Source organism: Corallococcus sp. M7 (assembly GCF_054512695.1).
The window spans coordinates 5,607,318-5,630,790 of the sequence record NZ_CM137252.1 but is presented as its reverse complement, the minus strand read 5'-3'; the positions used below and the strand labels follow the sequence as shown (position 1 = coordinate 5,630,790).

Annotated in this window: 25 protein-coding genes and 1 riboswitch; of the genes, 17 read left to right on the top strand and 8 right to left on the bottom strand. The window is 69.7% G+C overall.

Translation table 11 applies throughout. The annotated features are described in order from the left end of the window. Positions 1 to 5 precede the first annotated feature (5 nt). Positions 6 to 1,259, bottom strand: a complete 1,254-nt coding sequence (locus tag ACX114_RS22330; RefSeq protein WP_459287598.1) for a Kelch repeat-containing protein — start codon at positions 1,257 to 1,259, stop codon at positions 6 to 8. Positions 1,260 to 1,585: 326 nt separating this feature from the next. On the opposite strand from ACX114_RS22330, the gene ACX114_RS22325 reads away from it, so the two are divergent. Both ACX114_RS22325 and ACX114_RS22320 read left to right on the top strand, forming a co-directional pair. After that, positions 1,586 to 1,819, top strand: a complete 234-nt coding sequence (locus tag ACX114_RS22325; protein WP_459287596.1) for a ribosomal protein L7/L12 — start codon at positions 1,586 to 1,588, stop codon at positions 1,817 to 1,819. A 45-nt stretch (positions 1,820 to 1,864) separates the two neighbouring features. Then, on the top strand, positions 1,865 to 2,482 hold the full coding sequence (locus ACX114_RS22320; RefSeq protein ID WP_459287594.1) for a hypothetical protein: 618 nt from the start codon (positions 1,865 to 1,867) through the stop codon (positions 2,480 to 2,482). A 136-nt stretch (positions 2,483 to 2,618) separates the two neighbouring features. On the opposite strand, the gene ACX114_RS22315 is transcribed toward ACX114_RS22320, so the two are convergent. Then, entirely contained in the window at positions 2,619 to 2,774 is a 156-nt protein-coding gene (locus tag ACX114_RS22315) for a hypothetical protein (RefSeq protein WP_459287592.1), read from the bottom strand. On the opposite strand from ACX114_RS22315, the gene ACX114_RS22310 reads away from it, so the two are divergent. Continuing rightward, positions 2,773 to 2,988 carry a hypothetical protein gene (locus ACX114_RS22310; protein WP_459287590.1) on the top strand — a complete coding sequence of 72 codons (216 nt, stop codon included), beginning with the start codon at positions 2,773 to 2,775 and terminating at the stop codon, positions 2,986 to 2,988. The two genes, ACX114_RS22315 and ACX114_RS22310, sit on opposite strands and share 2 nt — an antisense overlap. Before the next feature lie 55 nt (positions 2,989 to 3,043). Here the strand turns inward: ACX114_RS22310 and ACX114_RS22305 are convergent, their stop codons facing one another. Beyond that, positions 3,044 to 5,020, bottom strand: a complete 1,977-nt coding sequence (locus ACX114_RS22305) for an amidohydrolase (protein WP_459287588.1) — start codon at positions 5,018 to 5,020, stop codon at positions 3,044 to 3,046. Positions 5,021 to 5,235: 215 nt separating this feature from the next. Further along, positions 5,236 to 5,348, top strand: a riboswitch (TPP riboswitch). Between the two features lie 45 nt (positions 5,349 to 5,393). On the opposite strand from ACX114_RS22305, the gene thiC reads away from it, so the two are divergent. Both thiC and ACX114_RS22295 read left to right on the top strand, forming a co-directional pair. Then, complete coding sequence (gene thiC, locus ACX114_RS22300; protein WP_459287586.1) at positions 5,394 to 7,265, top strand: phosphomethylpyrimidine synthase ThiC; 1,872 nt, start codon at positions 5,394 to 5,396, stop codon at positions 7,263 to 7,265. 128 nt (positions 7,266 to 7,393) lie between these two features. Beyond that, positions 7,394 to 7,807 carry a DUF4870 domain-containing protein gene (locus ACX114_RS22295; protein WP_206793842.1) on the top strand — a complete coding sequence of 138 codons (414 nt, stop codon included), beginning with the start codon at positions 7,394 to 7,396 and terminating at the stop codon, positions 7,805 to 7,807. 3 nt (positions 7,808 to 7,810) lie between these two features. Here the strand turns inward: ACX114_RS22295 and moaA are convergent, their stop codons facing one another. The 3 genes from moaA to thiO form a co-directional block, all read right to left on the bottom strand. Continuing rightward, positions 7,811 to 8,815 (bottom strand): GTP 3',8-cyclase MoaA, encoded by a 1,005-nt coding sequence (moaA, locus tag ACX114_RS22290; protein WP_459287584.1) that lies wholly within the window; start codon positions 8,813 to 8,815, stop codon positions 7,811 to 7,813. A gap of 67 nt (positions 8,816 to 8,882) precedes the next feature. Next, positions 8,883 to 10,115, bottom strand: a complete 1,233-nt coding sequence (locus ACX114_RS22285; protein WP_459287582.1) for an HD-GYP domain-containing protein — start codon at positions 10,113 to 10,115, stop codon at positions 8,883 to 8,885. Between the two features lie 172 nt (positions 10,116 to 10,287). Further along, positions 10,288 to 11,403, bottom strand: a complete 1,116-nt coding sequence (thiO, locus tag ACX114_RS22280) for a glycine oxidase ThiO (protein ID WP_459287580.1) — start codon at positions 11,401 to 11,403, stop codon at positions 10,288 to 10,290. A 293-nt stretch (positions 11,404 to 11,696) separates the two neighbouring features. On the opposite strand from thiO, the gene hisG reads away from it, so the two are divergent. From hisG to ACX114_RS22225, 11 genes are all read left to right on the top strand, one after another. Then, the gene (gene hisG / locus ACX114_RS22275) at positions 11,697 to 12,554 is read left to right on the top strand and encodes an ATP phosphoribosyltransferase (RefSeq protein WP_459287578.1); all 858 of its coding nucleotides are present in this window, start codon (positions 11,697 to 11,699) and stop codon (positions 12,552 to 12,554) included. Continuing rightward, positions 12,551 to 12,721 carry a hypothetical protein gene (locus ACX114_RS22270; protein ID WP_459287576.1) on the top strand — a complete coding sequence of 57 codons (171 nt, stop codon included), beginning with the start codon at positions 12,551 to 12,553 and terminating at the stop codon, positions 12,719 to 12,721. Before hisG ends, ACX114_RS22270 begins: the two co-directional genes overlap by 4 nt. Next, positions 12,718 to 14,019 (top strand): histidinol dehydrogenase, encoded by a 1,302-nt coding sequence (gene hisD, locus ACX114_RS22265; RefSeq protein WP_459287574.1) that lies wholly within the window; start codon positions 12,718 to 12,720, stop codon positions 14,017 to 14,019. Before ACX114_RS22270 ends, hisD begins: the two co-directional genes overlap by 4 nt. Further along, on the top strand, positions 14,016 to 15,053 hold the full coding sequence (locus ACX114_RS22260; RefSeq protein WP_459287572.1) for a pyridoxal phosphate-dependent aminotransferase: 1,038 nt from the start codon (positions 14,016 to 14,018) through the stop codon (positions 15,051 to 15,053). The genes hisD and ACX114_RS22260 overlap by 4 nt, the downstream gene beginning before the upstream one ends. After that, positions 15,053 to 15,646, top strand: a complete 594-nt coding sequence (gene hisH, locus ACX114_RS22255; RefSeq protein ID WP_459287570.1) for an imidazole glycerol phosphate synthase subunit HisH — start codon at positions 15,053 to 15,055, stop codon at positions 15,644 to 15,646. Before ACX114_RS22260 ends, hisH begins: the two co-directional genes overlap by 1 nt. Continuing rightward, positions 15,643 to 16,359: a 1-(5-phosphoribosyl)-5-[(5-phosphoribosylamino)methylideneamino]imidazole-4-carboxamide isomerase gene (locus tag ACX114_RS22250; protein ID WP_459287568.1), complete on the top strand. Its 717-nt coding sequence runs from the start codon at positions 15,643 to 15,645 to the stop codon at positions 16,357 to 16,359. The genes hisH and ACX114_RS22250 overlap by 4 nt, the downstream gene beginning before the upstream one ends. Continuing rightward, positions 16,356 to 16,901, top strand: coding sequence for an imidazoleglycerol-phosphate dehydratase (locus tag ACX114_RS22245; RefSeq protein WP_120549859.1), 546 nt, complete (start codon positions 16,356 to 16,358; stop codon positions 16,899 to 16,901). The genes ACX114_RS22250 and ACX114_RS22245 overlap by 4 nt, the downstream gene beginning before the upstream one ends. Next, positions 16,901 to 17,662: an imidazole glycerol phosphate synthase subunit HisF gene (gene hisF / locus ACX114_RS22240; RefSeq protein ID WP_120599654.1), complete on the top strand. Its 762-nt coding sequence runs from the start codon at positions 16,901 to 16,903 to the stop codon at positions 17,660 to 17,662. Before ACX114_RS22245 ends, hisF begins: the two co-directional genes overlap by 1 nt. Further along, positions 17,659 to 18,441, top strand: a complete 783-nt coding sequence (gene hisN / locus ACX114_RS22235; RefSeq protein WP_459287566.1) for a histidinol-phosphatase — start codon at positions 17,659 to 17,661, stop codon at positions 18,439 to 18,441. The genes hisF and hisN overlap by 4 nt, the downstream gene beginning before the upstream one ends. Next, positions 18,438 to 19,055 carry a bifunctional phosphoribosyl-AMP cyclohydrolase/phosphoribosyl-ATP diphosphatase HisIE gene (gene hisIE, locus ACX114_RS22230; protein WP_459287564.1) on the top strand — a complete coding sequence of 206 codons (618 nt, stop codon included), beginning with the start codon at positions 18,438 to 18,440 and terminating at the stop codon, positions 19,053 to 19,055. Before hisN ends, hisIE begins: the two co-directional genes overlap by 4 nt. A gap of 222 nt (positions 19,056 to 19,277) precedes the next feature. Then, positions 19,278 to 19,721: a DofB protein gene (locus tag ACX114_RS22225; RefSeq protein WP_128796955.1), complete on the top strand. Its 444-nt coding sequence runs from the start codon at positions 19,278 to 19,280 to the stop codon at positions 19,719 to 19,721. Between the two features lie 60 nt (positions 19,722 to 19,781). Here ACX114_RS22225 and ACX114_RS22220 read toward each other — a convergent pair whose 3' ends face one another. Further along, on the bottom strand, positions 19,782 to 20,891 hold the full coding sequence (locus ACX114_RS22220; protein ID WP_459287561.1) for a hypothetical protein: 1,110 nt from the start codon (positions 20,889 to 20,891) through the stop codon (positions 19,782 to 19,784). A gap of 114 nt (positions 20,892 to 21,005) precedes the next feature. Between ACX114_RS22220 and lpdA the strand changes: the two genes are divergently transcribed. Continuing rightward, a complete protein-coding gene (gene lpdA / locus ACX114_RS22215; protein WP_459287560.1) occupies positions 21,006 to 22,403 on the top strand; it encodes a dihydrolipoyl dehydrogenase in 1,398 nt (465 codons plus the stop codon). Here the strand turns inward: lpdA and ACX114_RS22210 are convergent. Further along, positions 22,400 to 23,398 (bottom strand): helix-turn-helix transcriptional regulator, encoded by a 999-nt coding sequence (locus tag ACX114_RS22210; RefSeq protein WP_459287558.1) that lies wholly within the window; start codon positions 23,396 to 23,398, stop codon positions 22,400 to 22,402. The two genes, lpdA and ACX114_RS22210, sit on opposite strands and share 4 nt — an antisense overlap. Positions 23,399 to 23,473 lie beyond the last annotated feature (75 nt).

The following is a 23,473-nucleotide window of genomic DNA, read 5'->3' as shown; positions in this document are numbered from 1 at the left end:
CGCCGTCACGGCACCCACAGGGCGCCATCCGACAGGGGGGCATCCGCGCCGCCGCCCCCCATGTCTCCCCATATGAAGAGGGCGTTGCCCGTCCACAGGCCCACGTGCCCGGTGCGCGCGGAAGGGGCGCCTGCGGTGCGCAGCGGTGCCCACGTATCGGTCGCCGGGTCGTAGGCCGCGCCGTCCGAGCAGACGCCGCCCCCCGAGCCGCAGCTCGGAGAGGTGCCACCCCAGATGACCATCTTCGAGCCGGTCCACACGGCGGTGTGCCCGATGCGTGGCGAGGGCGCACCCTTGGCGGAGACGGCTGACCACTTCCGGTACACCGGATCGAACGCGGCGCCCCTGTCGCAGTAGATCGGCGGGTTCTGCTGGGGGTCGTCGCCACAGCCGATCCCGCCCCAGATGATCATGCTCGACCCGGTCCACACCGCCGTGTGGGACCAGCGGGCCTTGGGGGTTCCTTCTTCGGGTGGAAACGCCAGCCAGCCGTCCCCGTGAGGGCCGTACATCGAGCCGTCCTGCAGGGCCACGTCGAGGGGGCTGCCCCCATTGCCGCCCCAGACGTACATCACGCCGTCGATCCACACCGCGGTGTGCGCATAGCGGTTTGGAGGGGCTTTGACGAAGTTCATCGTCGTCCAGAGGTCCTCCTTCGCGTGGTAGATGGCCCCGTCCCTGAACACACGTGGCGCTTGGGCATCCTTGCCGCCCCAGATCAGCATCTGCGTGCCGGTCCAGAGGGCCGTGTGTCCCCAGCGCGGAGCGGGCGCGTAATCAGCCTTGATCGGAGAACTCCAGACGTCGCTCGTGGGGTCGTAGGTCGCGCCATCGCCACAGGGAACGTCGGTGCCACCGCAGCCAAGTCCGCCCCAGATCATCATCCGCTCGCCGGTCCACACCGCCGTATGCAGCGAGCGCGCGGAGAGCGCGCCCTGGGGCGACATGGGCGTCCACGTCTTCGCCGCCACATTGAACCGGGCCCCGTCGCCGCAGAATCCATCCGCGGTGCAGCCGCCCCGTCCGCCCCAGAGCAGGACGTTCTGGCCATCAAAGACACTCGCCACCTGGCTCCGCGCGGCAAGAGGTGAGCCCGAGGGAAGGGGCGTCCACGAGCCCTGCTCCTGCTGCGGCTGTTCCTGATCATCCGGACCGTTCTGCTCCTTCTCACTCGAGCAGCCGACCAGGGTCAGGAGGAGCAGGCCTGGAATCAGGCACATCCGGAACGGCTTCACTGCGTCATGCGTCGACTGCGCCACGGGGTCTTCCTCCCGTGACAGGGGGCGCGGCAGCCTGCATCACTCACAGTGAAGTCCACCATGACCGCTGAGATAGCTTCGCCACATCGCGCTACGATCGCGCCGATGCTCGACGCCATCGTGGAGTTCTACCGGGAGCCCTCATGCATGGTCGGCTTTGGTTCCTACCAGCCGAGTGGGTCACTCATCCGATTGACCGCCATGGGAGTCGGGCTGCTTGTCTTTCTGGTCTGGTGGCTCAGGAGGGGAGAGCGGCATGAGCGCGACACCCTCCGCGTTCGCGACGAGAATCCTCGGTGAGTGAGTCCGCCTGGGAGCCGTATGTCGTGTTGAAGCGCCAGGGGAAGGTGGCGGAAGAGGTGGTGCTTGAGGCGGAAGCGAATGGGATGGATCGCATCTCCATCATTCGCATGGTCCGGGCCCTGTTCGGGTTGAGCCTGAGAGAGGCGAAGGAGGTCCTCGCCAGGGCGGCCGGCTTTCCAGGCGGCGCACGAGAGCGTCAGGAGCAATTCCTGGAGCCACTGATGCAAGCCCTGGCTGAAGAAGACACGGACGATTGAGTCGGCGGCTTTCGCTGCCCCTACCAGGGCCTTAATCTGGGGCGGATGCTCTGTGGCTCCCACCGCTGGTCCGTTTCCGGCCCCTTCCTGATCATTGAGCACGAAGTCCGCCCCATCGAAAGATGGCTGTATCGGGGCGCGCTGCTGCTGTCGCTGGCCCTCCCGGTCATCGCCCTCACGACGGGCTTCTTCGCCGGTGAAGTGCGCGTCTGGATCATGATGGTGGCCCTGGGCGCTCTGGCGGTTCACCACCTCACGTCGCGCTGGAAGGTGCTGCTGAACCTGGAGACCCGCTCCGTGTGGCGCCGCACCGGCTACCGGGAGACCCTGGGCGCGAAGACCCAGCCCCTGGAACCCTTCACGTCCGTGGCCCTCTACCAGCGCGACAAGGGCCCCACGACAGGACTCTTCATCGCGAAGGTCTACGTGGTGGCGCTGATGAGGCCCTCGGAGTCCGTCGTCCTGTCCCACAGCGACGACCGCGAGGAGGCCGTGGAGCTGGCACAGGCCGTCTCCAGGTTCCTCGGCATGGGCCTCAGTGTGGAGGGGGACAGAGCCGCTCCGTTACCGCGCGCCTGGAGGAAGCGCCACTCACGGGGGAACGCCTTCCGGACCTGCCCTATGGCAGCGGCATCCAATTCCGGCAGGACGCCCAGGGGCTGACGCTGGACTTGCCGCCGTGTGGATGGCGTCCCGCCTACGCGGCGCAGGGAGCCTTCGCCATCCTCATCGCGGTGGGTGGGCCCCTTTTCTTGCTGATGCAGTTGCGAAAGATACTCGGCTCGCAGGCAGCCAGCACTCAGGTGATTGTGATTGCGAGCTCGCTCTTCATCGCCTGCGGTGCCTTCTTCTGGTGGTGGGTCGCGAGGGAAGCCACCAGCCGCTGGTCCATCAATGCCTCCTCCCGGGGAATCGAGGCGACCCGGTACGGACCCTGGAGGCCCCGGAAGGTCATGCGGCTGCCCAGATCCCGCATCCAGGACATCGACGTGCGCGACGCGCGGACGCATGTCTCCCGGGGGCGGGGCATCGTCATCGAGCACGACAAGGGTCACGAACTGCTGGGCATGGACTTGTCACAGGAAGAGCTTGAGTGGGCGGGAACAGCGTTGCGACGCGCCCTGGCGACCCGTGCGAAGGACACCGGCGCCCAACTCCAGGCCTCCTAGCTGACAGGACAAGGGCGCGTCGCCAACGGTTCGGACGACGCGCCCGGTGAATCACTCAGTTCCTGCTCGCGGGGGCCTTGCCGCCCAGGTACGTCCGGACGACTGGAATCTGGCTGATCGTCGCCGGGTCTCCGCCCTTGGCGGGGTCACGGTCGAGCGGGTTGGCGCCCAGGACGACGAAGTCCGCCACCTTGCCCGGCTCGATGCTGCCTACCCAGCCGTCGATTTCATGCTGGCGCGCCGGCTCGATGGTCACCGCGCGCAGGGCCTCCTCGACGGTGGTCGCGTGCTGCGGCCCAAGCACATAGGTCTTCTGGAAGTCCGGATAGGCCCACGTGCGCCGCGTGACGGCCTGCTCGACGAACCAGAGCGGCCGCGCCGGGGTCACCATCGAGTCGCTGTGGAAGGAGTAGGGGATGCCGTAGCGGCGGTTGAAGTCCACCGGGTCGATGTCGATGTCCTTGTGCGTGCCATTCTTCTGGAGCATCCGCGCCAGGGCATCCCCCCAGTACGCCACGTGGCCGATGAGGTGCGTCACTCGCAGGTCCATCGCCGGAACCCTCTGCTGGCCGGAGACATGCGTGCCCTTGCGCAGCTCACCAATCGCCTGGGAGACGGAGTCCTGGCCCACGGTGTTGTGGATGAGCAGCATCCGGTGCGTGTTGGTCTGCTCCAACTGGAGCTGGGAGAACGCGTCGACAGCCCACTGGTTCGCCTGGTTGCCATTGGCATGCAGCTGGAACCGCCAGGCCGAGTCAGCCCACAGCGGGCGCATGGCATCCGCGAGCTCCTTCGCGTTCTTGAAGTCGCCCTGGCCCTCTCCCGCCTCCGGGCAGTGTCCTTTCGCGTCGTAGACATAGGGCTGTCCGAGCAGCGCGGTGCAGCCCTGCGTCGAACCATCCACCCAGAGCTTGATGGCGCCGGCGCCCAGCCACTTGGGCAGGGCGCAGTCGTTGGTCGGGCTCGGCGTGCAAGAAGGCCCGGTCGGCTTGAGCGCCGGCTTGGCGACGGTCCCGTCAGGGTTCATGACGGGCGCGGCCGCGAGGTTTGTCACGACGCCCGTGACGCGCAGCGGGAAGGCCGGGTTCATGGCGAGGAGCTTGACCAACTCGATCTGCGACCGGTCGGACAGCCCGCCGTCAGCGATGGTCGTGAGCCCGGCTTCACGCAGGGCCTGGATGGCCTTGAGGAGGTCCTGGAGGCCTCCGTTCGGGATGGCCTTCTGCATCAGCATTCCCTGCTGCGTCGCCTCCAGGAACGGCGCGAAGGCCGCGGACTCCTCGAGCAACCCGGTGTACTGGCCATCGCTCCCGACGACCCACCGCCCTCCGCCCTGTGCCACCGAATCCGGAGGGCGGCAGGGCTTCTGTCCCTTGCAGACGGCCTCGAAGGCCTTGTCGTTCACGTAGGCGAGGTGGCCCGACTGGTCGAGGATGAGGACCGGCCGGTCCTGGGTCACGCACGCGTCGAGGTAGAGCTTCGGCTGCTGCATGAACTCGACTTTCGACGTCACGCCACACTTGCCGGCGATGAACTGCTGCCGCGACGGGTCCAGGTTCATCCCCAGGACGAACTGCTTGGCCGTCTCCGGAGAGGGGGGCTCAAGGGTCATGGAGCTCAGCGCGCTCAGCAGGTCCTGGTGCTGTGTGCACTCCTCGGGCGTGGACAGGTTGTAGGGAGGCGGCAGGCAGGGCGCCAGGTTGTGGGTGCCCAGCACGCTCTGGATGAGCGTCGGCAGGATGTGCAGGTGGGGATCGATGAACCCGGGAAGGAGGACCTGTCCCTCCTCCAACTCGACGCGCTTGGAGCCCACTCCGAGCCCCGCGCTCAGGTCCTTCTCGCTACCGACCTTCAAGATGCGGCCCTTGCCGTCCACGGTGACGGCTTCGGCGATCGTTCCCTTGTCATCCAGGGTGATGATCTTGCCGACGAAGAGGGTGGTGTCGTCGCTCCCCGGAGGGATGGGGCGGTTCGTCGCGCACGACGTCAGCATCGCGAGCGCTCCAAGCGCCGCGAGGGAGTGTTTTTGCATGCGATCTCCTGTTGGGGAGCCCGCAGTCTACGGAAACGCACTTCATGGCGAAAGATGGAATTCGTGATTTTCTTGGCGTGTCATGTCTGTGTTTGACATGTCAGGGAAAGGACTGACGCGTCCGTGCCCCTCCCCACAGGGCCACCGTACGTCCACTGGACCCAGGCTCACCTCCGCCCAGGTTGAAGCGGGCTTCCCCGTGCGCTACACCGCTCCGCAGTCGCTAGGGGTGCCTCCGGAAGGGGGCTGAGACGGACGCGTGGCCGCGTCCGATCCCTTTGAACCTGAACCGGTTAGTACCGGCGGAGGGAAGCGGTGTGGGCGCTCCATGCTCCCGTCCCGTCTCCCGTCCGTTCTCACGAGGAGATGTCCGATGAGTGGAGCGTCCAAGAGCCTCAAGGTCGATGGGAAGGTACTGGAGGGAATCAGCCGCGGCCCGCTTCCCGCCTCGCGCAAGGTCTACGTGTCCGGGTCCCTGCACCCCGACCTCCGCGTCCCCCTGCGTGAAATCGCCCAGACGCCCACGCGCCACCACGGCCACGCCGGCCCAGAGACCGCCAACCCTCCCGTCCACGTCTACGACTCCAGCGGCCCCTACACCGACCCGTCCGCCGACATCGACCTGCGCCGGGGCCTGCCCGCTGTCCGTGAGAACTGGATCCGCGCCCGCAACGACACGGACGAACTGTCCGGCATCACGTCCGAATACGGCCGCGCCCGCGAGGCCGACCCGCGCCTCAATGGCCTGCGCTTCAGCCACATCCGCAAGCCCCGCGTCGCCAAGGCCGGCGCCAACGTCAGCCAGATGCACTACGCCCGCAAGGGCATCATCACGCCGGAGATGGAATACGTCGCCGTGCGTGAGAACCAGAAGCTCGACGCTTCACTCGCCGCCCAGCACCCCGGCCACTCCTGGGGCGCCGCGATTCCACGTGTGATTACGCCGGAGTTCGTGCGCGATGAGATTGCCCGGGGCCGCGCCATCATCCCCGCCAACATCAACCACCCGGAGCTGGAGCCGATGATCATCGGCCGCAACTTCCTGGTGAAGATCAACGCCAACATCGGCAACTCCGCCGTCACGTCCTCCATCGAGGAGGAGGTGGAGAAGATGGTCTGGTCCATCCGCTGGGGCGCGGACACCGTCATGGACCTGTCCACCGGCCGCAACATCCACGAGACGCGCGAGTGGATCCTCCGCAACGCGCCCGTGCCCATCGGCACCGTGCCCATCTACCAGGCGCTGGAGAAGGTGGGCGGCAAGGCCGAGGAGCTCACCTGGGCCATCTTCCGCGACACCCTCATCGAACAGGCCGAGCAGGGCGTGGACTACTTCACCATCCACGCGGGCGTGCGCCTCCAGTACGTGCCGCTCACCGCGAAGCGCCTCACCGGCATCGTCAGCCGCGGCGGCTCCATCCTCGCCAAGTGGTGCCTGGCCCACCACCAGGAGAACTTCCTCTACACGCACTTCGAGGAGATCTGCGAGATCATGAAGGCGTACGACGTCAGCTTCAGCCTGGGCGATGGCCTGCGCCCCGGCTCCATCGCGGACGCCAACGACGCCGCGCAGTTCGGCGAGCTGGAGACGCTGGGCGAGCTGACCCAGGTGGCCTGGAAGCACGACGTGCAGGTGATGATCGAAGGCCCCGGCCACGTCCCCATGCACCTCATCCAGGAGAACATGACGAAGCAGCTCGCCGTGTGCCACGAGGCGCCGTTCTACACGCTGGGGCCCCTCACCACGGACATCGCGCCCGGGTACGACCACTTCACCAGTGGCATTGGCGCGGCGATGATCGGCTGGTTCGGCACGGCGATGCTCTGCTACGTGACGCCCAAGGAGCACCTGGGCCTGCCCGACCGTGACGACGTGAAGGAGGGTGTCATCACGTACAAGATCGCCGCCCACGCCGCGGACCTGGCCAAGGGCCACCCAGGCGCTCAGGCCCGCGACAACGCCCTGTCCAAGGCGCGCTTCGAGTTCCGCTGGGAGGATCAGTTCAACCTGTCCCTGGACCCCGAGCGCGCCCGTGCCTTCCACGACGAGACGCTGCCGGCGGAAGGCGCCAAGGTCGCGCACTTCTGCTCCATGTGCGGCCCGCACTTCTGCTCCATGAAGATCACCCAGGACGTGCGCGACTACGCGGACAAGGTCGGCGTCAACGAGGCCCAGGCCCTGGAGCAGGGGATGAAGGAGAAGAGTGAGGAATTCAAGAAGGCGGGCCACGAGCTGTACCGCTGAGGCCCGCCGGTGGACGGGGGCCTGCTGGCTCGGCCCCTGTCCGCTGGATGACAGGCACCGACACGCCATGCCATGGTGCGCCCATCCGGGCGCACCCGTCGCCCCCCAGAACTTCCGGAAGGGCTCTCATGGACATGGACCCCCAGCAGCGTGAGGATCAGCAGTTCGGCTCGTTCATCACCGGCTCGCCCACGGCGACGCAGGATGAGAAGACGATGGGGATGTTGGCCCACCTGGGCTCCATCGCCGGCTTCGTGGTGGGCGCGGGCTTCCTGGGCTGGGCGGTGCCGCTGTTCCTGATGCTGACCAAGGGCAAGGAGTCGTCCTTCGTCCGCGCCAACGCGGTGGAGTCGCTCAACTTCCAGCTCACCACGCTCATCGGGATGCTGATCTCCGGCGTCCTGGTGTGCGCGCTGGGCCTCGGCGTCGTCACGGGCTTCATCGTGGGCGTCGCGTCGCTGGTGTTCAGCATCATCGCGGGCATCAAGGCCAACGAGGGCCAGATCTACCGCTACCCCGTGAACATCCGGATGGTGAAGTAGCCCTCAGCCGCCAATGCCCATCATGGGCAGGAGCGTGGCGCCGTTTCCGGCCTCCGTGAAACGGTGCCCCTCCGGCTTCTCCCCGAGCGCGCGGCGCACGGCCAGGGCCAGCTCCTCGTCCGTCGCGCCGCCCCGGATGAGCTGATGCAGCGGCGCCTGCGCCCGGCCGCCCAGGCAACTGCGCAAATCGCCGTTGGACGCCACCCGCACCCGGTTGCAGCCCCCGCAGAAGTTCTGCGTCAGCGGGGAGATGAACCCCACGCGCCCACTGTCCGTCTTCCAGTAACGCGCCGGCCCGGACGTGGGCGACGCGGCGCTCTCCTGCGGCTCCTCGGTGAGGACGCGGCCCGAGCCCGCCAGGCGCTCCAGCAGCTCCGCCGTGGGCACCGGCGTGCCCTGGCCAAAGGGCATCAGCTCGATGAAGCGCGGGGTGATGCCGCGCGCGTGCGCGTACGTCACCAGCTCCGGCACCTCCGCGTCGTTGATGCCGCGCATCACCACGACGTTGAGCTTCAGCGACTGGTAGCCCGCGCCCGCCGCCGCGTCGATGCCGCGCAGCACCGCGTCGAAGTCGCCCTGCTTGGAGATGCGCCGGAACACCTCCGCGGACAGCGTGTCCAGGCTCAGGTTGAGCTGGGTGACGCCCGCGTCGCGCAGCGGCCCGGCCAGTGACTCCAGGCGGCTCGCGTTGGTGGTGATGGCCAGGTGCTCCACGCCGGGCACCGCGGCGATGCGCTTCGCGATGTCCAGGATGTCCGGCCGGGCGAGCGGCTCGCCCCCCGTCAGCCGCACGCGGCGGATGCCCATGCGCGCGAAGACGGAGACGATGCGCTCGAACTCGCCCGCGTCGAGCAGGTCCTTCTTCCCGCCCCAGGAGGCCGGCGAGCAGTAGGTGCAGCGGAAGTTGCAGCGGTCCGTGACGCTCAGCCGCAGGTACGTCATGCGCCGCCCCTGCGCGTCACACAGCGGCGGGGCGAGCGGATTGGGAGCGGGCAGGGGGGCGGTCATCGCGGGGCCTTCCGCCTTCATGGATAGCAACCCCCGCGAGGAAAGGCACCGCTTCCCGCGGTCCGCCTCAGCCCTCGGTCCCGGACGCGGAGCGGATGACGGCGGGCGGCGCGCCAATGGGCGTGGCGGTGCTGCCCACGGGCGGGGAGTCCGGCTCGTCATCCAGGTCGGTGAGGCGCGCCAGTTCGGCCTCGGACTCGGCGGCGTCCGCGGCGGCCTGCATCGGGTTGAGCTTCTTCTCCGCCATCTCCTTCTTGATGCGGATGAGCCCCTCCTCGCCGATGTCCAGGAACGCCTTCACGACCTCGGGGTCGAACTGCGTGTTGGCGCAGCGCTTGATCTCCTGGATGGCGTTCGCGAACGTCGTGCCCTTGCGGTACGGCCGGTCGCTCGTCATCGCGTCCAGCGTGTCCGCCACCGCGAAGATGCGCGCGCCGATGTGGATCTCGTTGCGCTGGAGGTTGCGGGGGTAGCCCGCGCCGTCGTAGCGCTCCTGGTGCGACAGGACGATGTCCGCCGGCGTGGAGAGGAAAGGGATGTTCTGGATCATCTGGAAGCCAATCTCCGGATGACGCCGCATCTCCAGCCACTCGTCGGGGGTGAGCTTGCCGGGCTTGAGCAGCACCGCGTCCGGGACGCCGATCTTCCCGATGTCGTGCAGGAGCGCCCCGCGGCCGATCTCCTCCATCTCCTTGCCGTGGATGCCCATGCGGGTGGCGATGGCGGAGGTGTAGCTGACCACGCGCTGGGAGTGGTCGCTCGTCTCGTGCTCGCGCGCGTCCAGGGCCGCCACCAGCGCCAGCAGCGTGTTCTGGTACGTGTTCGCGATGTTGTGCAGCGCGCTGCGCAGCTCGGCGGTGCGGTCGCGCACCTTGCCCTCGAGCTTCTTCTGGTAGCGCTTGCGGGCCATCTCGATGCGGCGCTTGGCCAGCGCGCGTTCGATGGCGCGGATGAGGTCCGTGAGCTTGGGTGGCTTGAGCAGGTAGTCCACCGCGCCCCGGCGCAGACAGTCCACGGCGGACTCGGTGTCGCCGTAGCCGGTGAGCATGATGACGGACGTGTCCGGCAGCCGCTCGCGCAGGTTCTCCAGCAGCCAGAGTCCGTCGCGGCCCGGCATCTTCATGTCGCTGATGACGAGCGGCGTCTCTTCTTCACCCGCCACGTCGAGCGCCATCTCGGCGCCGTTGGCCACGACGCAGTTGTAGCCCTCCTCACGGAGGAGCACGGAGATGACGTCGCGGACGGAGTCGTCGTCGTCGACGATCAGGATTCTGGGCGGTGCGGGGGGGATGGCTTCCACGGCCGAAGATTCTAGAGGTTTCCAGGGATTAAAGGCGAACGAGTGCGAGAAATCATCACCCCCTCGCCTCCCTGCCATCCAGGGCGGGGTGCGAGCCCTGGTTCCGGAGTGAACGTCTCCAGTCCTGACGGCATTCCCCGCCTCGCGGAGTAGGGCGGGCAGGCACGGCGCGTCAACCGCGCGCCACTGTCCCCCGGTCATAGCGGAAGGGGGTGAGGTCCACCGAGGGCTTCTCCCCCAGCACGGCCTGGGCGACGAGCTTCGCGGTGATGGGGGCGAGCAGGATGCCGTTGCGGAAGTGGCCGGTGGCGAGGAACAGGCCGGGCGTGGGGCCCTCTCCGATGTACGGCAGCGCGTCCTGGGTCCAGGGACGGAAGCCGGCCCAGGTCTCCGTGATGGGCGCGCTGCCCAGGTCCGGGCACAGCTCCAGGGCCATGTCGAGGATCCGCGCCAGCCCCGCCGCGGTCACCTGCTTGTCGAAGCCCACATGCTCCATGGTGCTCCCGGCGATGATCCGCCCATCCGCGCGCGGCACCAGGTAGCCCTTGGCGGACGTCACCACCCGCTCCAGCAGGGGCAGCCGCGTCTGGAGCTGCACCATCTGTCCGCGCGCCGGGCGCACCGCCTGCGCCGACACGCCCGCACCCTGGACCAGGGATGACCACGAGCCCGCCGCCAGCACCACGGCGTCCGCGCGGAGCACCTCGCCGTCCAGGTCCACGCCCACCGCGCGGCCATGCTCGTGCACCACGCCGCGCACGTAGCCGCTCTTGAACACCGTGCCCACGCGCGCGGCGGCCATGGTGAGCGCGCGCACGAGGAGCCGGTTGTCGACCTGGTGATCATCCGGGAAGTGCGCGGCGCCCACGGCGGTGGGGGACAGGTGGGGCTCCAGCTCGCGCGCGGCCTTTCCGTCGAGCAGCTCGGCGCGCAGCCCCATGCCGTGCTGCCAGCCCACGGTGGACTCCACGTGGTGGAGGTCCGCCTCGTCGAACGCGACGCGCAGCAGGCCGCACGGCCGGTACGCGATGTCCACGCCGGAGAGCTCGCGCAGCTCCGCGGCGAAGCTCCCATAGAGGGCGCGGCTTCGCAGGCACAGCTCGAAGAAGGGCCCCGGTCCCTCGGACTCCCACTGGGGCGCGAGGATGCCGCCGGCGGCGCTGGAGGCTTCGGCGCCGGGGATGGAGCGCTCCAGCACCGTCACGCGCGCGCCTGCCTGCCGGAGCTTCAGCGCGATGCCGCAGCCCATCACACCACCGCCCACCACGAGGACGTCGGAGGTTGCCATGCGCCGCTTGTGCTCAAGCGAGCACGGGTTTGCAAGCGTCAAGACAGGCCATGACCCGGGGTGACTTGACGGTGAGGCCTCCGGTCGTTAACCCTAGGGCCGTGCGTTCCACGTCCCTGCATCACCACCATGCGCATCATCGGCCGGCCCATGACGGGACCGTTCGCCGCGCGCATGCCTGGGTGACTCACTAGAACGCACCCACTTCCGGCAGATGCCGCAGTGACCGAAGGCCCGTCCCCCCAGGACGGGCCTTTTTTCGTTTCCGCCACCGCAGTCCCCCGAGCCCATCCATGTTGAAGATTGCCCTGCCCAACAAAGGACGTCTGTCCGAGGAAGTGCGCGAGCTGTTCAACGACGCGGGCCTGGAGGTGCGCGCCCGGGGCGAGCGGGCCCTCACCGCGTCATTGGGCGGCGAGTTCGAAGCCATCTTCGTCCGCGCCCAGGACATCCCGGAGTTCGTCGCGGACGGCGCCGCGCAGGCGGGCGTCACCGGCTGGGACCTGGTGAACGAGGCCGGCCGCGAGCTGGAGCCGCTGATGGACCTGGAGTTCGGCCGCTGCCGACTGGTGGTGGCCGCGCGCGACGAGAGCGGCATCTCGCGCGTGGGGGACGTGAAGGAGGGGATGCGGGTGGCCTCCTGCTTCCCCCGGCTGACGCAGGCCTTCTTCCAGCAGCGGGGGCAGAAGGTGACGGTGGTGCCGGTGAGCGGCGCGGCGGAGATCGCCCCGCACCTGGGCATCGCGGACATCGTGGTGGACCTCACGTCCACGGGGTCCACGTTGAAGATGAACGGCCTGAAGGAGGTGGCCACCGTGCTGGAGTCGAGCGCCCGGCTGGTGGCGTATCCGCGCAATGACTCGGAGGCGCGGCGCGCGCTGGAGGAGCTGACGCAGGCGCTGGGGTCGGTGCTGGCGGCGCGCGGGCGGCGCTACCTGATGGCCAACGTCCCGAAGACGTCCCTGGAGCAGGTGCGCGAGGTGCTGCCCGGCCTCAACGGCCCCACGGTGGTGGACGTGATGAACGGGGGCCACTTCGTCGCGGTGCACGCGGTGGTCTCGTCGCGGAACCTCTACCGCACGGTCAACGCGCTGAAGGCGCTGGGCGGGCAGGGCATCCTCGTCACGCGCATCGAGAGGTTGATGGCATGAGCGCCTCCACCTTCGAGTCCAACGCGCGCCTGTCGAGGAGCGGCCCGAGCTTCATCACGCGCATCGAGAGGTTGATGGCATTGAGCGCCTTCATTCTCGAGTCCGACGCGCACCCGTCGCGGCGCGGTCCGGGCTTCATCACGCGCATCGGGAGGGCCAACCCATGAGCGGACCGATCCTCAAGTACCAGGGGGCTCTGTCCGCGCTGGAGCCCGAAGCGCGACGGAAGTTGTTGGCCCGCACGGGGGAGTCGGATGCCCTGGTGGCCTCCCGCGTCCAGGCGCTGATTGCCCGCGTTCGCACGGAAGGGGACCGTGCCCTCTTCGACTTCGCGCGGGAGTTTGACCGCGTGGAGTTGTCAGCGCTGGAGGTTCCTCGCGAACGGTGGAACGCGGCGTTGGAGTTGATTCCCGCCGACGTGCGCGAGGCGCTGACCCGCGCGGCGCGCAACATCGCCCGGGCGCATGCGGCGCAGCGGCCCCAGGCCATCGAGGTGGAGACGGAGCCCGGGGTCATCGTGGGCCGCCGGCCGGATCCACTGAGCCGCGTCGGTGTGTACGCCCCGGGTGGCCGGGCGGTGTACCCGAGCAGCGTGCTCATGGGCGTGGTCCCCGCGAAGGTGGCGGGCGTGGGCGAGGTCATCGTCTGCTCGCCGCCGGGGCCGGATGGCTTGCCTGGCGCGGGCGTGCTCGCGGCGGCGGCGCTCGCGGGCGCGGACCGGGTGTTCGCCGTGGGAGGCGCGGGCGCGGTGGCCGCGCTGGCCTATGGGACCCAGAGCGTTCCCCGTGTGGACCGAATCGTCGGACCGGGCAACGCGTACGTGGCCGCCGCGAAGCTCCAGGTGGTGGACGCGGTCGCCATCGACGCGCCCGCGGGCCCGAGCGAGATCCTCGTGGTCGCCGACGCGAGCGCCGGTCCGGACGCCGTGGCGCGCGAGCTGCTGGCCCAGGCGGAGCACGACCCCGAGGCCTGCTGCGTGGCGCTGGTGGTGGGCGCTTCGCTGGCGCAGGCGGTGCGGGACGCGGTGGAGCAGCAGGCCCGCGTCGCACGGCGCGGCGACATCGTCCTCTCGGCGCTGGGGAGCCGGGGCGCGGTGCTGCGCATCGACTCGCTGGAGGAGGCGTGGCCCTTCGTCGCGGAGTTCGCTCCGGAGCACCTGCTGCTCGCGACGGCGAAGCCCTCGGAGGACCTGGCGCGGGTTCGCAACGCGGGCACGGTGTTCGTGGGACAGCGCGCGTCGGTGGCCTTCGGTGACTACCTCACCGGCGCGAACCACGTGCTGCCCACGGCGGGACTGGCCCGGGCGTACTCGGGGCTGAGCGTGCTGGACTTCTACCGGTGGACCACGTGGCAGCGCGTGACCCCGGAAGCAGCGGCGGCGATGGCGGACGACGTGGGGACGCTGGCGGACAGCGAGGGGCTCTTCGCCCACGCGGCCGCGGCCCGGGCCTGGAGGGTGCCGTGATTCCATTCCGCGAGACGTACCGGGACATCCCCTTGTACTCCCCGGCGAAGAAGCCGTGCCGGGTGGACCTGAGCGACAACACCAACCTCTTCGGCGCACCGCCGTCCGCGGATCGCGTGCTGCGGGAGGAGGGCTTCCTTCGGCTGTCCCGCTATCCCGCCGGCTATGCGCCGGACCTGAAGCGCGCCGTGGCCACCTACGCGGGCGTCTCGGTGGAGAACGTGACGACGGGCTGCGGCTCGGACGACGTCATCGACTGCGCGCTGCGGGCGTTCCTTGAGCCTGGGGACGCGGTGGCGTTTCCGGATCCCACGTTCGTGATGGTGCCCCTGTTCGCCCGGTTGAGCGCGCTCAAGCCGGTGCCCGTGCCGCTGCGCTCGGACCATGGCCTGGACGTGGACGGGCTGCTCGCGACGAAGGCGAAGCTCATCTACGTGTGCACGCCGAACAACCCCACCGGCACGGTGGCCTCGCGCGCGGCGCTGGAGCGGCTGGTGGATTCGGCTCCAGGCGTGGTGCTCATTGATCAGGCCTATGTGGAGTTCGCTCGAGGCGGGGACTTCCTCGACCTGGCGCGGACGCGGTCCAACGTGCTGGTGACGCGCACGATGTCCAAGGCGTTCGGACTCGCGGGCCTGCGGGTGGGGTGGGGCGTCGGGGCACCGTCGTTGGTGGCGGAGGTGGAGAAGGCCCGGGGGCCCTACAAGCACACTGCGCTCGGCGAGGCCGTGGCGGTCGCCGCGCTCACGGATGACGTCGCGTGGATGGAGGCCTGCGCGGCGGAGGCGGTGGAGAACCGCGAGCGGCTGCGCGGCGCCTTGAAGGCGCTGGGGCTGGAGCCGCTTCCTTCGGAAGGGAACTTCCTCCTCGTCCCCGTGCCGGAGGCACGGTGGGTGGGCGAGGCGCTGCGGGAGCGCAACGTGAACGTGCGGGTGTTCGAAGGGCTCACGGGCGTGGGCGATGCGCTGCGCATCGGCTGCGGTCCCTGGCCCATGATGGCTTCAGCGCTGAAGGCCTTGAAGGAGGTGCTGTGATGCGGGTGACCCTGTTCGACTATGGCGCGGGCAACCTGCACTCGCTGATCAAGGCGCTGGCCACCACGCCCGGCGCGGACGTGCGCGTGCAGGAGGATCCACTGCGCGCGCTGGATACCGACGTCCTGGTGCTCCCCGGCGTGGGCGCGTTCGGTTCAGCGGCGGCGCGGCTCGCACCGGGCCGCGAGGCGATGCGCAAGGCGCTGGACGCCGGCCTGCCGTGCCTGGGCATCTGCCTGGGCATGCAGTTGCTCTTCGAGGAGAGCGACGAGGGAGCAGGGCAGGGACTCGGCTACTTCCCGGGCCGGGTGACGCGGCTGGCCGCGCGGCACGTACCGCAGATTGGCTGGAACGACGTGGAGGAGGACCGGGCACTCCAGTCCGCGCGCTTGTCCACCGTGTACTACGCGCACAGCTTTGTCTGCCGCGCCGTGGAGTCGCGCGAAGTGGTGGGCTGGACCACCCACGAGGGCGACCGGTTCCCCGCCTCCGTGCGGCGCGGAAACGTGCTGGGAGTGCAGTTCCACCCGGAGAAGTCCTCCCACGCGGGCGTGCACTTCGTGCAGGCGTTCCTCCAGGAGGTGTCCTCATGATCGCCATTCCGGCCATCGACCTGCGGGAAGGAGCGTGCGTGCAGCTCGTGGGTGGCTCCTACGAAGCAGAGCGCGTGCGCGTGAATGATCCGCTGGACGCCTTGAAGCAGTGGCTCGCGCTGGGCTTCCGCACGTTCCACGTCGTGGATCTGGACGCTGCGCTGGGCAAGGGCTCCAACGCGGACGTGGTGACGCGGCTGATTTCGCATGCCCCGGGCCTCACGTTCACGGTGGGCGGCGGGGTCCGTGAGGCTTCTCGTGTGGAGGCGGTGCTCGCGGGCGGGGCGTCCTCGGTCGTCGTGGGGACCCGCGCCATCGAGGACCTGGCCTGGCTCACCGAGGTCTCGGAGCGCTTCCCCGGCCGCGTGGTGGTCGCCGCGGACGTGAAGGGCCGGGAGGTCGTGACGCGCGGCTGGACGTCCGGCAGCGCTCGCGACATCCGCGACGTGCTGGCCGCGCTGGAGCCCCTGCCGCTGGGCGGGATGCTCGTTACGGCGGTGCACAAGGAGGGGCAGTTGGGCGGCGTGGACCTGCCCTTGATGGAGGAGGTCGCCCGTTCAAGCCGGCACCGGCTCTACGCCTCCGGCGGCGTGACGACGATCGAGGACCTGCGCTCGCTGGCGAAGGTGGGCGCATACGGAGCGGTGGTGGGCATGGCGCTGTACACGGGGCGGTTGGATGCGCGCGCGGTCGCGCGGGAGTTCACGCAATGAGCACGGTCACCACGGTCGTCCGCGAAACGAAGGAGACCCAGGTCACGGTGGAGCTGGCGCGCGGGACCGGCGTGGCCCGGGTGGACACGGGCCTCAAGTTCTTCGACCACATGCTCGCCACGTTCGCGCGCTACGCGGGGCTGGACCTGACCCTGCGCGCTCGCGGCGACCTGCGCCACCACCTGATGGAGGACGTGGCCATCACCCTGGGCACCGCCGTCCAGCGCGTCATCCCCGCCACCGCCGCGCGCTACGGCGAGCGCACCCTGCCCATGGATGACGCCCTGGTGCAGGCGTGCCTGGATGCGGGCGGGCGCTTCTACTACCGGGGCCCGCTGAAGAACCGGCTGTACGAGCACTGGATGCGCTCGTTCTGCGAGCACTCGCGCATCACGCTCCACCTGCGCGTGCTTCGCGGCAAGGACAGCCACCACCTCACCGAGGCGGCCTTCAAGGCGCTGGGGCTCGCGCTGCGCGATGCGATGGTGGACTCCGGCGTCGTCTTCAGCATGAAGGGCAGTGTCTCCCTGGAGGTGAAGTGATGCTGCGCCGACGGATCATCGTCTGTCTGGATGTGAAGGGCGGCCGGGTGGTGAAGGGCGTCCAGTTCGAGGGCCTGCGCGACGTGGGCGACCCGGTGGAGCTGGCCCAACGCTATGAGGAGGCCGGCGCGGACGAGGTGACCTTCCTGGACATCTCCGCGAGCTCCGAGGAGCGCCAGACGCTGTGGGACCTGGTGCAGCGCACCGCGGAGCGCCTCTTCATCCCACTCACGGTGGGCGGAGGCGTGCGCACCGTGGACGACGTGGGCCGCGCGCTGAGAGCCGGCGCGGACAAGGTGAGCATCAACTCCGCGGCGGTGGCCACGCCGGAGTTGCTCACCGGCTGCGCGGAGCGCTTCGGCGCCCAGTGCGTGGTGGCCAGCATCGACGCGAAGCGCGAGGGAGACCGCTACCGCGTCTATACACACGGCGGCCGGCGGCCCACGGACCTGGACGCAGTGGCCTGGGCGAAGGAATGCGTCCGGCGCGGCGCGGGCGAGGTGCTGCTCACCAGCATCGACCGGGACGGGGCGCGCACGGGCTACGACCTGGACCTGACCCGCGCGGTGGCGGAGGCCGTGGACGTGCCCGTCATCGCCTCCGGAGGCGCGGGCCGCGCGGAGCACGTGCGCGATGCCTTGACCCTGGGCGCGGCGGACGCGGCGCTCGTCGCCGGCATCCTCCACGACGGCCTCACCACCGTGGGCGCCTTGAAGTCCCTCTTGAATGACAACGGCATCGCCATCCGGAGCACGACATGAACGCGGACCCGCGAGACTTGATGGAGGCCGCCGCCGACGTGGCGCGCAAGGCCGGTGACGTGGCGCTGGACTTCTTCCGGCGCGGCATCGCCGTGGACACCAAGAGCGACGGCACGCCCGTGACGGTGGCGGACCGCACCGCCGAGTGGACCGCTCGCGAATGGCTGGAGGCGCGCTTCCCCCAGGACGGCATCCTGGGCGAGGAGTTCGGTGAGTCCCGGCCGGGCGCGAAGCGCCGGTGGATATTGGATCCCATCGACGGCACGAAGACGTTCATCCGGGGCGTGCCGCTGTGGGGCACGCTGGTCGCGGTGGCGGAAGGGGAGACCATCCTCGCGGGCGCGGCCTACTTCCCGGCCGTGAACGAGCTGGTCGTCGCGTCCCCGGGCCTGGGCTGCTTCTGGAACGGCTCCGCGGCGCACGTGTCGGAGCAGGACTCGCTGGCGCTGGCCGTGGTGTGCGTCACCGATGAGCGCTTCCTCCAGAACCCCGCGAAGGGCGCGGCCTGGAAGGAGCTGTCCCGGCAGGCGTCCGTCTCCCGCACGTGGGGGGACTGCTACGGCTACCTTCTCGTCGCCACCGGCCGCGCGGAGGTCATGGTGGATGAAGGTCTGTCGCCCTGGGACGCGGCGGCACTTCAGCCCATCATCGAGGAGGCGGGCGGCGTCTTCACCGACTGGAAGGGAAAGCGCACGGCGTTCGGCGGTGACGGCATCGCCACCAACGCGGCGCTGTCGCAGCGCGTACGCGAGGTGCTGCGCAAGGGAGTCCAGCCATGACGCTGGACCTGTCCAAGCTGGACTTCGACAAGGGCCAGGGGCTGGTGACGGTGGTGACGCAGGACGCGAGCACCGGCGACGTGCTGATGGTGGCGCACGCGGACCGCGAGGCGCTGGAGCGCACGCTCGCCACGGCCGAGATGCACTACCGCTCCCGCACGCGCGGCCTCTGGCACAAGGGCGCCACCAGCGGGAACACCCAGAAGGTCGTCTCCCTCTCCGCGGACTGCGACGGCGACGCGGTGCTCGCGCGCGTGCGCAAGGCCGGCCCCGCCTGCCACACCGGCGACGAGACCTGCTTCGGCGAGGGCCGCTGGGATGCGCTCGCGCACCTGGACGCGACGCTCGCCTCCCGAGCAGCCAGCCCCCAGCCCGAAGGCGCGAAGCCCAGCTACACCCGGCGCCTCCTGGATGATCGGAACCTGCGCCTGAAGAAGCTGGGGGAGGAGGCCGCGGAGCTCGTCACCGCCTGCGCGGACGCGGACACGCACCGGGCCGCGGAAGAGGCCGCCGACGTGCTCTTCCACGCGCTTGTCGCGGTGCGTGCCCTGGGCGTGACGCTGGACGACGTGAAGGCCGTCCTCGCCGCTCGCGCGCATCCGAAGTCCCCATGAATTCCCAGGATAGTCTGGCGTGTCGGTTGCGACCCAGGCGGAGTTGTCCAGCTGCACTGCATCCTCACAGCGTGACTGGCACACAGGCGCGCCAAAGGTGCATGCGTGTGTCCGCTACTCTTCAACCGCTTCTGTGATCCTGGTACAGATTCCGCCCTGCGACACGGGCCGTGCCCGACGAAGCGGCCCCGTCGTCATCAGCGTTCGCATCCCGGAGGCTTCGTGTCTGCCACGTACCAATCCGAACTCATCGACCGCGTCCTGTTCTCGCGGTGGCACAACCCGCCGACGAAGGACGACGTCCAGGCCATCATGGCGCAGATGGAGGACGCGACGCAGCGACTGGGGCAGAACGTCCTCTACATCGCGTCCATCAGCCCCAAGGCGAAGGTTCCCGACGCGACCGAGCGCGCGCACCTGAACCAGATGGTCGCCGAGGGCCGCCGCTACTGTGAGCAGTCCTGGCTCGTGTACGAGGGCACGGACCTGCAGCACAACCTGCAGCGAGTCATCATCTCGGGCGTGCTCATCCTCACGCGCACGTTCGACAACTACCTGTCGGTCGCCAAGTCGGCGGACGCCATCGTGAAGGACGTCTCCACCGCCCTGAAGAAGGACGCGTCCGGCATCTTCCGTCAGGCGCGCGAGCGCGGCCTGATCGCCTAGAGAACCCACGCGGGCGACGTCGGAGCCCCTCCGACGCCGCGTGCGTGATGGCGCCCGTGCCTACCGGGCGCCGATGATCTCCAGCTCCTTCAGCTCCACCCCCGGCCGCTCCGGAAGGACGCTCACCGCGTCCACGTCGAGCAGGGGGACCCCGGGCTTGCAGATCTCCCACCTGCCCGTGCCGTGGAAGCGGCAGACGGTGGGATCCACGAAGAAGCCCTTGCCCCCCGGCTCCGCGTGCCCCACGCCGTCCGGCGCGCGGACGTGCGCCCGCAGGGAGCCCGGCCCCGTGGCCCGCACCTGGAAGGACACCACGTACTTCAGCGACGGCGCGTACCCCAGCCGCAGCGGGGCGTTGGCGCCCGTGCCCCCATCCGAGCCCGCCATGGGCAGCTTCACCCCGGACAGCTCGTCCCGGTCGAACGCGCGGAACGCGTCCCCGGGGCCCGTCTGCTGATCCGGCTCGATGGGCTTCGTCTCCACCGTGCCCGCCGTGTTCAGCGTCGCCAGCATCGGCGCCCGCCGGGCCTGCTGCACCGCCGCCGCGTTCAGGAGCGGCGCGGGCAACTGACCCGTTTTCAAGCACGTGGGCGCCAGCGCCTCCGTGAGCGCCAGCAACTGCGGCTCCACCTCCGCCCCCGTCACGGCCGCGGGGCCCACGGCCTGGCGCGCGAGCTCCTGGCAGGCCGCGCCCAGGGCAGGCCCCGCGCGCTCCAGGCTCCAGCTCGCCTCCTGGAGGGGCGGGTTCTTCCGGCTCGCGGCCTCCTGCAACGCGCGCGTGACGGCCTGACCGCAGGGATTGTCGGCGGGCGCACATCGCTCGCAGAGTGTGGCGAGCATCTCGCGGGGCAGGTCATCCTTGGCCGTGAGGGGCGCCAGGGAGGCCAGGGCAGCGCCCCGGGCGCAGGCGGCGGCGGGAGGGGTGGGGCAGTCGCCCAGCTGCCGGCGCGCGTCACTCCAGGCCGTGCCCGCGTCCCCCGGGGTGCCTCCGTCGCCCTGGAGGAGGTCCCCCAGGACGGCGTCCAGACTCCGGCACGCGGCGGGGCCCAGGTCGGGCGGGGTGATTTTCACCGGCTGCTTCGCGCCCGGCGACTGCCCGGGGGCCGGAGCGGGCGGGGCTTGATGCGACACGTAATAGAGGCGCGCGAACGCCAGCAGCGCTACTAGCATCAAGAGAAGCGTGTGGAGCGGGAAGCGACGCACGAGCAAACTCCTTGATTCCAACCGGGACCGGGGGTTATCAGCGCCCGCGAGTTCCATCCGCAAAAATGACCGGAGGCGTGTGTGGCTGAGACTTTCGACGTGGTGATCATCGGCTCGGGTCCTGGCGGCTATGTGGGCGCCATCCGCGCGGCCCAGCTCGGGCTGAAGACGGCCATCATCGAAAAGGACAAGCGCCTGGGTGGCACGTGTCTGCACCGCGGCTGCATCCCCACCAAGTCGCTGCTGTGGACGGCGTCGCTCTTCCACCACATCAAGGAGTCGTCCGACTTCGGCATCGACGTGGCGAACCCGACCGTGAACTGGGCCAACGCCCAGAAGCACAAGGACAAGGTCGTCACGAAGGGTGCCAACGGCATCGACTTCCTGATGAAGAAGAACAAGATCACCGTGGTGAAGGGCCACGGCCGGATCGCCGGCAAGGGCAAGGTGGAGGTCACCGCCGAGGACGGCTCCAAGCAGACGCTGGACACGAAGAACATCATCATCGCCACGGGCTCCGTGCCCAAGTCCCTGCCCAACGTGGCGGTGGACCACAAGCGGGTGATGAACAGTGACTCCATCCTGACCATCGACCGCATCCCCAAGAGCATCATCGTCCTGGGCGCGGGCGCGGTAGGCTGCGAGTTCGCCTCCGTGTTCAACCACGTGGGCAGCAAGACGGCCATCGTGGAGTACATGCCCGCGCTGCTCCCCATCGAGGACGCGGACATCTCCAAGGAGCTGGACAAGATCTTCCGCCGCCGCGGCATCGACGTGCACACGGGCTCCGCGGTGCAGAAGGTGGAGCACACGGCGGACGGCGTGCGCGTCACCATGAAGGTGGGCGAGGAGACCAAGACGCTGGAGGCCGAGATCCTCCTGTCGGCGGTGGGCCGCGCGCCCGTCACCGAGGACGTGGGCCTCAACAAGACGTCCATCCAGACCGACCGCGGCTTCATCAAGGTCGACACGCTGTGCCGCACCAGCGAGCCCAACGTCTACGCGATTGGCGACGTCATCCCCACGCCGATGCTGGCGCACATGGCCAGCGCCGAGTGCGTGATGGTGGTGGAGCACATCGCCGGGAAGAACCCCGCGCCCATCAACTACGACCTGACCCCGTCCGCCACGTACTGCTACCCCGAGGTGGCGTCCGTGGGCCTGACGGAGAAGAAGGCCAAGGAGCGCGGCTACGACGTGAAGGTGGGCGTCGCCCCCTTCGGCGCGGTGACGAAGTCGGCCATCTCCAACGAGTCGGTCGGCCTCATCAAGATCGTCTCCGACAAGAAGTACGACGAGGTGCTGGGCATCCACATCATCGGGCCGCACGCCACGGAGCTGCTCGCCGAGGCCTGCGTCGCGATGAAGCTGGAGATCACCACCGAGGAGCTGGCCCACACCATCCACGCGCACCCGACGCTCTCCGAGATCATGCACGAGGGCGCCGAGGCCACGCTGGGTCACCCGCTGCACTTCTAGCGGGCACGGCGGCCCGGCCTCTTCTGGCCGGGCCCGCCGTAGAGCGCCAGCAGTGAGGCCGCCAGCGCGGCCAGCCGTTGGCGCAGCGGTTCCGGGGCGAGCACCTCCACGCCCGCCCCGATTTCGCACAGCTGGGAGACCGCGATGGACTCCCGCTCGAAGTCCAGCGTCACCTTCCGCTTCCCACCGCGTGCCGCGGGCGCCTTGTCGATGCGCTCACCGTCGGCCGGGGGACGCATCCTCCGCAGCGCTGCTTCCCCTTCCTGCGTGCAGGAGAGGGTGACTTCGTAGCGGGGACGCTCGGTGGCGAACCTCGCGCACCAGTCCTTCCAGAACGCGGGCAGGTCGAAGCCCTGCGGGCGGGTGAAGCCCTGGGGACGCAGCCGCACGTCGCCAATGCGCCCGCCCCGGAACACGCGCGGGCCCTTGTCCGTCCCCGCGACGAGGTACCAGCGGTCCGCCTTGATGACGAGCCCGTAGGGGTCCACCGTCCGGCGGGAGCGGGCACCGTCGAAGTCCTGGTAGCTCAGCGACACGCGGCGGTCCTGCCAGGCGGCGTCGCGCAGCTTGCCCAGGTGCGGCAGGGGCTCGCGGCCGGTGAACCAGCCGGAGGCGTCCACGTGCAGCCGCTGGCGCGCGTGCTCCAGCGCCGGCTGCTGGAGGGCGGGGAGGGCCGCTGCCAGCTTCACCAGCCCCGTGCGCAGCGGTCCGGACAGGCCCAGGTCGTCCAGGGCTCCGGGGGCGCCCACGGTGGCGAGGGCCTGGAGCTCCGGGCGGGTGAGGCCGGTGAGCTGGGTGCGCCAGCCCTCCATCAAGGCCACGCCGCCGGTGGCTCCGCGCGTGGCGTAGACGGGGACGCCCGCGGTGGTGAGTGCGTCCAGGTCCCGGTGCACGGTGCGGCTGGAGACCTGGAGCTCGCGCGCCAGCTCGCCCACGGTGCTGCGCGAGCGGGCCTGGAGGCGCATCAACAGGTGGACGAGGCGATCCGCGCGCATGGGCCCTCCGGGGTTCGGGAGAGGTGCAGTCTGGGCCGGCAATCATGACAGGGGTTGTCAGGATTGGGGATGCAA

What these genes read in the sequence shown, in the direction of transcription:
- ACX114_RS22320 (WP_459287594.1), top strand. Translation starts at nt 1,865, where the DNA reads ATGCTCTGTGGCTCCCACCGCTGGTCCGTTTCCGGCCCCTTCCTGATC.
- ACX114_RS22310 (WP_459287590.1), top strand. Translation starts at nt 2,773, where the DNA reads ATGCGGCTGCCCAGATCCCGCATCCAGGACATCGACGTGCGCGACGCG.
- ACX114_RS22315 (WP_459287592.1), bottom strand. Translation starts at nt 2,774, where the DNA reads ATGACCTTCCGGGGCCTCCAGGGTCCGTACCGGGTCGCCTCGATTCCC.
- ACX114_RS22305 (WP_459287588.1), bottom strand. Translation starts at nt 5,020, where the DNA reads ATGCAAAAACACTCCCTCGCGGCGCTTGGAGCGCTCGCGATGCTGACG.
- thiC (WP_459287586.1), top strand. Translation starts at nt 5,394, where the DNA reads ATGAGTGGAGCGTCCAAGAGCCTCAAGGTCGATGGGAAGGTACTGGAG.
- ACX114_RS22295 (WP_206793842.1), top strand. Translation starts at nt 7,394, where the DNA reads ATGGACATGGACCCCCAGCAGCGTGAGGATCAGCAGTTCGGCTCGTTC.
- moaA (WP_459287584.1), bottom strand. Translation starts at nt 8,815, where the DNA reads ATGACCGCCCCCCTGCCCGCTCCCAATCCGCTCGCCCCGCCGCTGTGT.
- thiO (WP_459287580.1), bottom strand. Translation starts at nt 11,403, where the DNA reads ATGGCAACCTCCGACGTCCTCGTGGTGGGCGGTGGTGTGATGGGCTGC.
- hisG (WP_459287578.1), top strand. Translation starts at nt 11,697, where the DNA reads ATGTTGAAGATTGCCCTGCCCAACAAAGGACGTCTGTCCGAGGAAGTG.
- ACX114_RS22270 (WP_459287576.1), top strand. Translation starts at nt 12,551, where the DNA reads ATGAGCGCCTCCACCTTCGAGTCCAACGCGCGCCTGTCGAGGAGCGGC.
- hisD (WP_459287574.1), top strand. Translation starts at nt 12,718, where the DNA reads ATGAGCGGACCGATCCTCAAGTACCAGGGGGCTCTGTCCGCGCTGGAG.
- hisH (WP_459287570.1), top strand. Translation starts at nt 15,053, where the DNA reads ATGCGGGTGACCCTGTTCGACTATGGCGCGGGCAACCTGCACTCGCTG.
- ACX114_RS22250 (WP_459287568.1), top strand. Translation starts at nt 15,643, where the DNA reads ATGATCGCCATTCCGGCCATCGACCTGCGGGAAGGAGCGTGCGTGCAG.
- ACX114_RS22245 (WP_120549859.1), top strand. Translation starts at nt 16,356, where the DNA reads ATGAGCACGGTCACCACGGTCGTCCGCGAAACGAAGGAGACCCAGGTC.
- hisF (WP_120599654.1), top strand. Translation starts at nt 16,901, where the DNA reads ATGCTGCGCCGACGGATCATCGTCTGTCTGGATGTGAAGGGCGGCCGG.
- hisN (WP_459287566.1), top strand. Translation starts at nt 17,659, where the DNA reads ATGAACGCGGACCCGCGAGACTTGATGGAGGCCGCCGCCGACGTGGCG.
- hisIE (WP_459287564.1), top strand. Translation starts at nt 18,438, where the DNA reads ATGACGCTGGACCTGTCCAAGCTGGACTTCGACAAGGGCCAGGGGCTG.
- ACX114_RS22220 (WP_459287561.1), bottom strand. Translation starts at nt 20,891, where the DNA reads ATGCTAGTAGCGCTGCTGGCGTTCGCGCGCCTCTATTACGTGTCGCAT.
- ACX114_RS22210 (WP_459287558.1), bottom strand. Translation starts at nt 23,398, where the DNA reads ATGCGCGCGGATCGCCTCGTCCACCTGTTGATGCGCCTCCAGGCCCGC.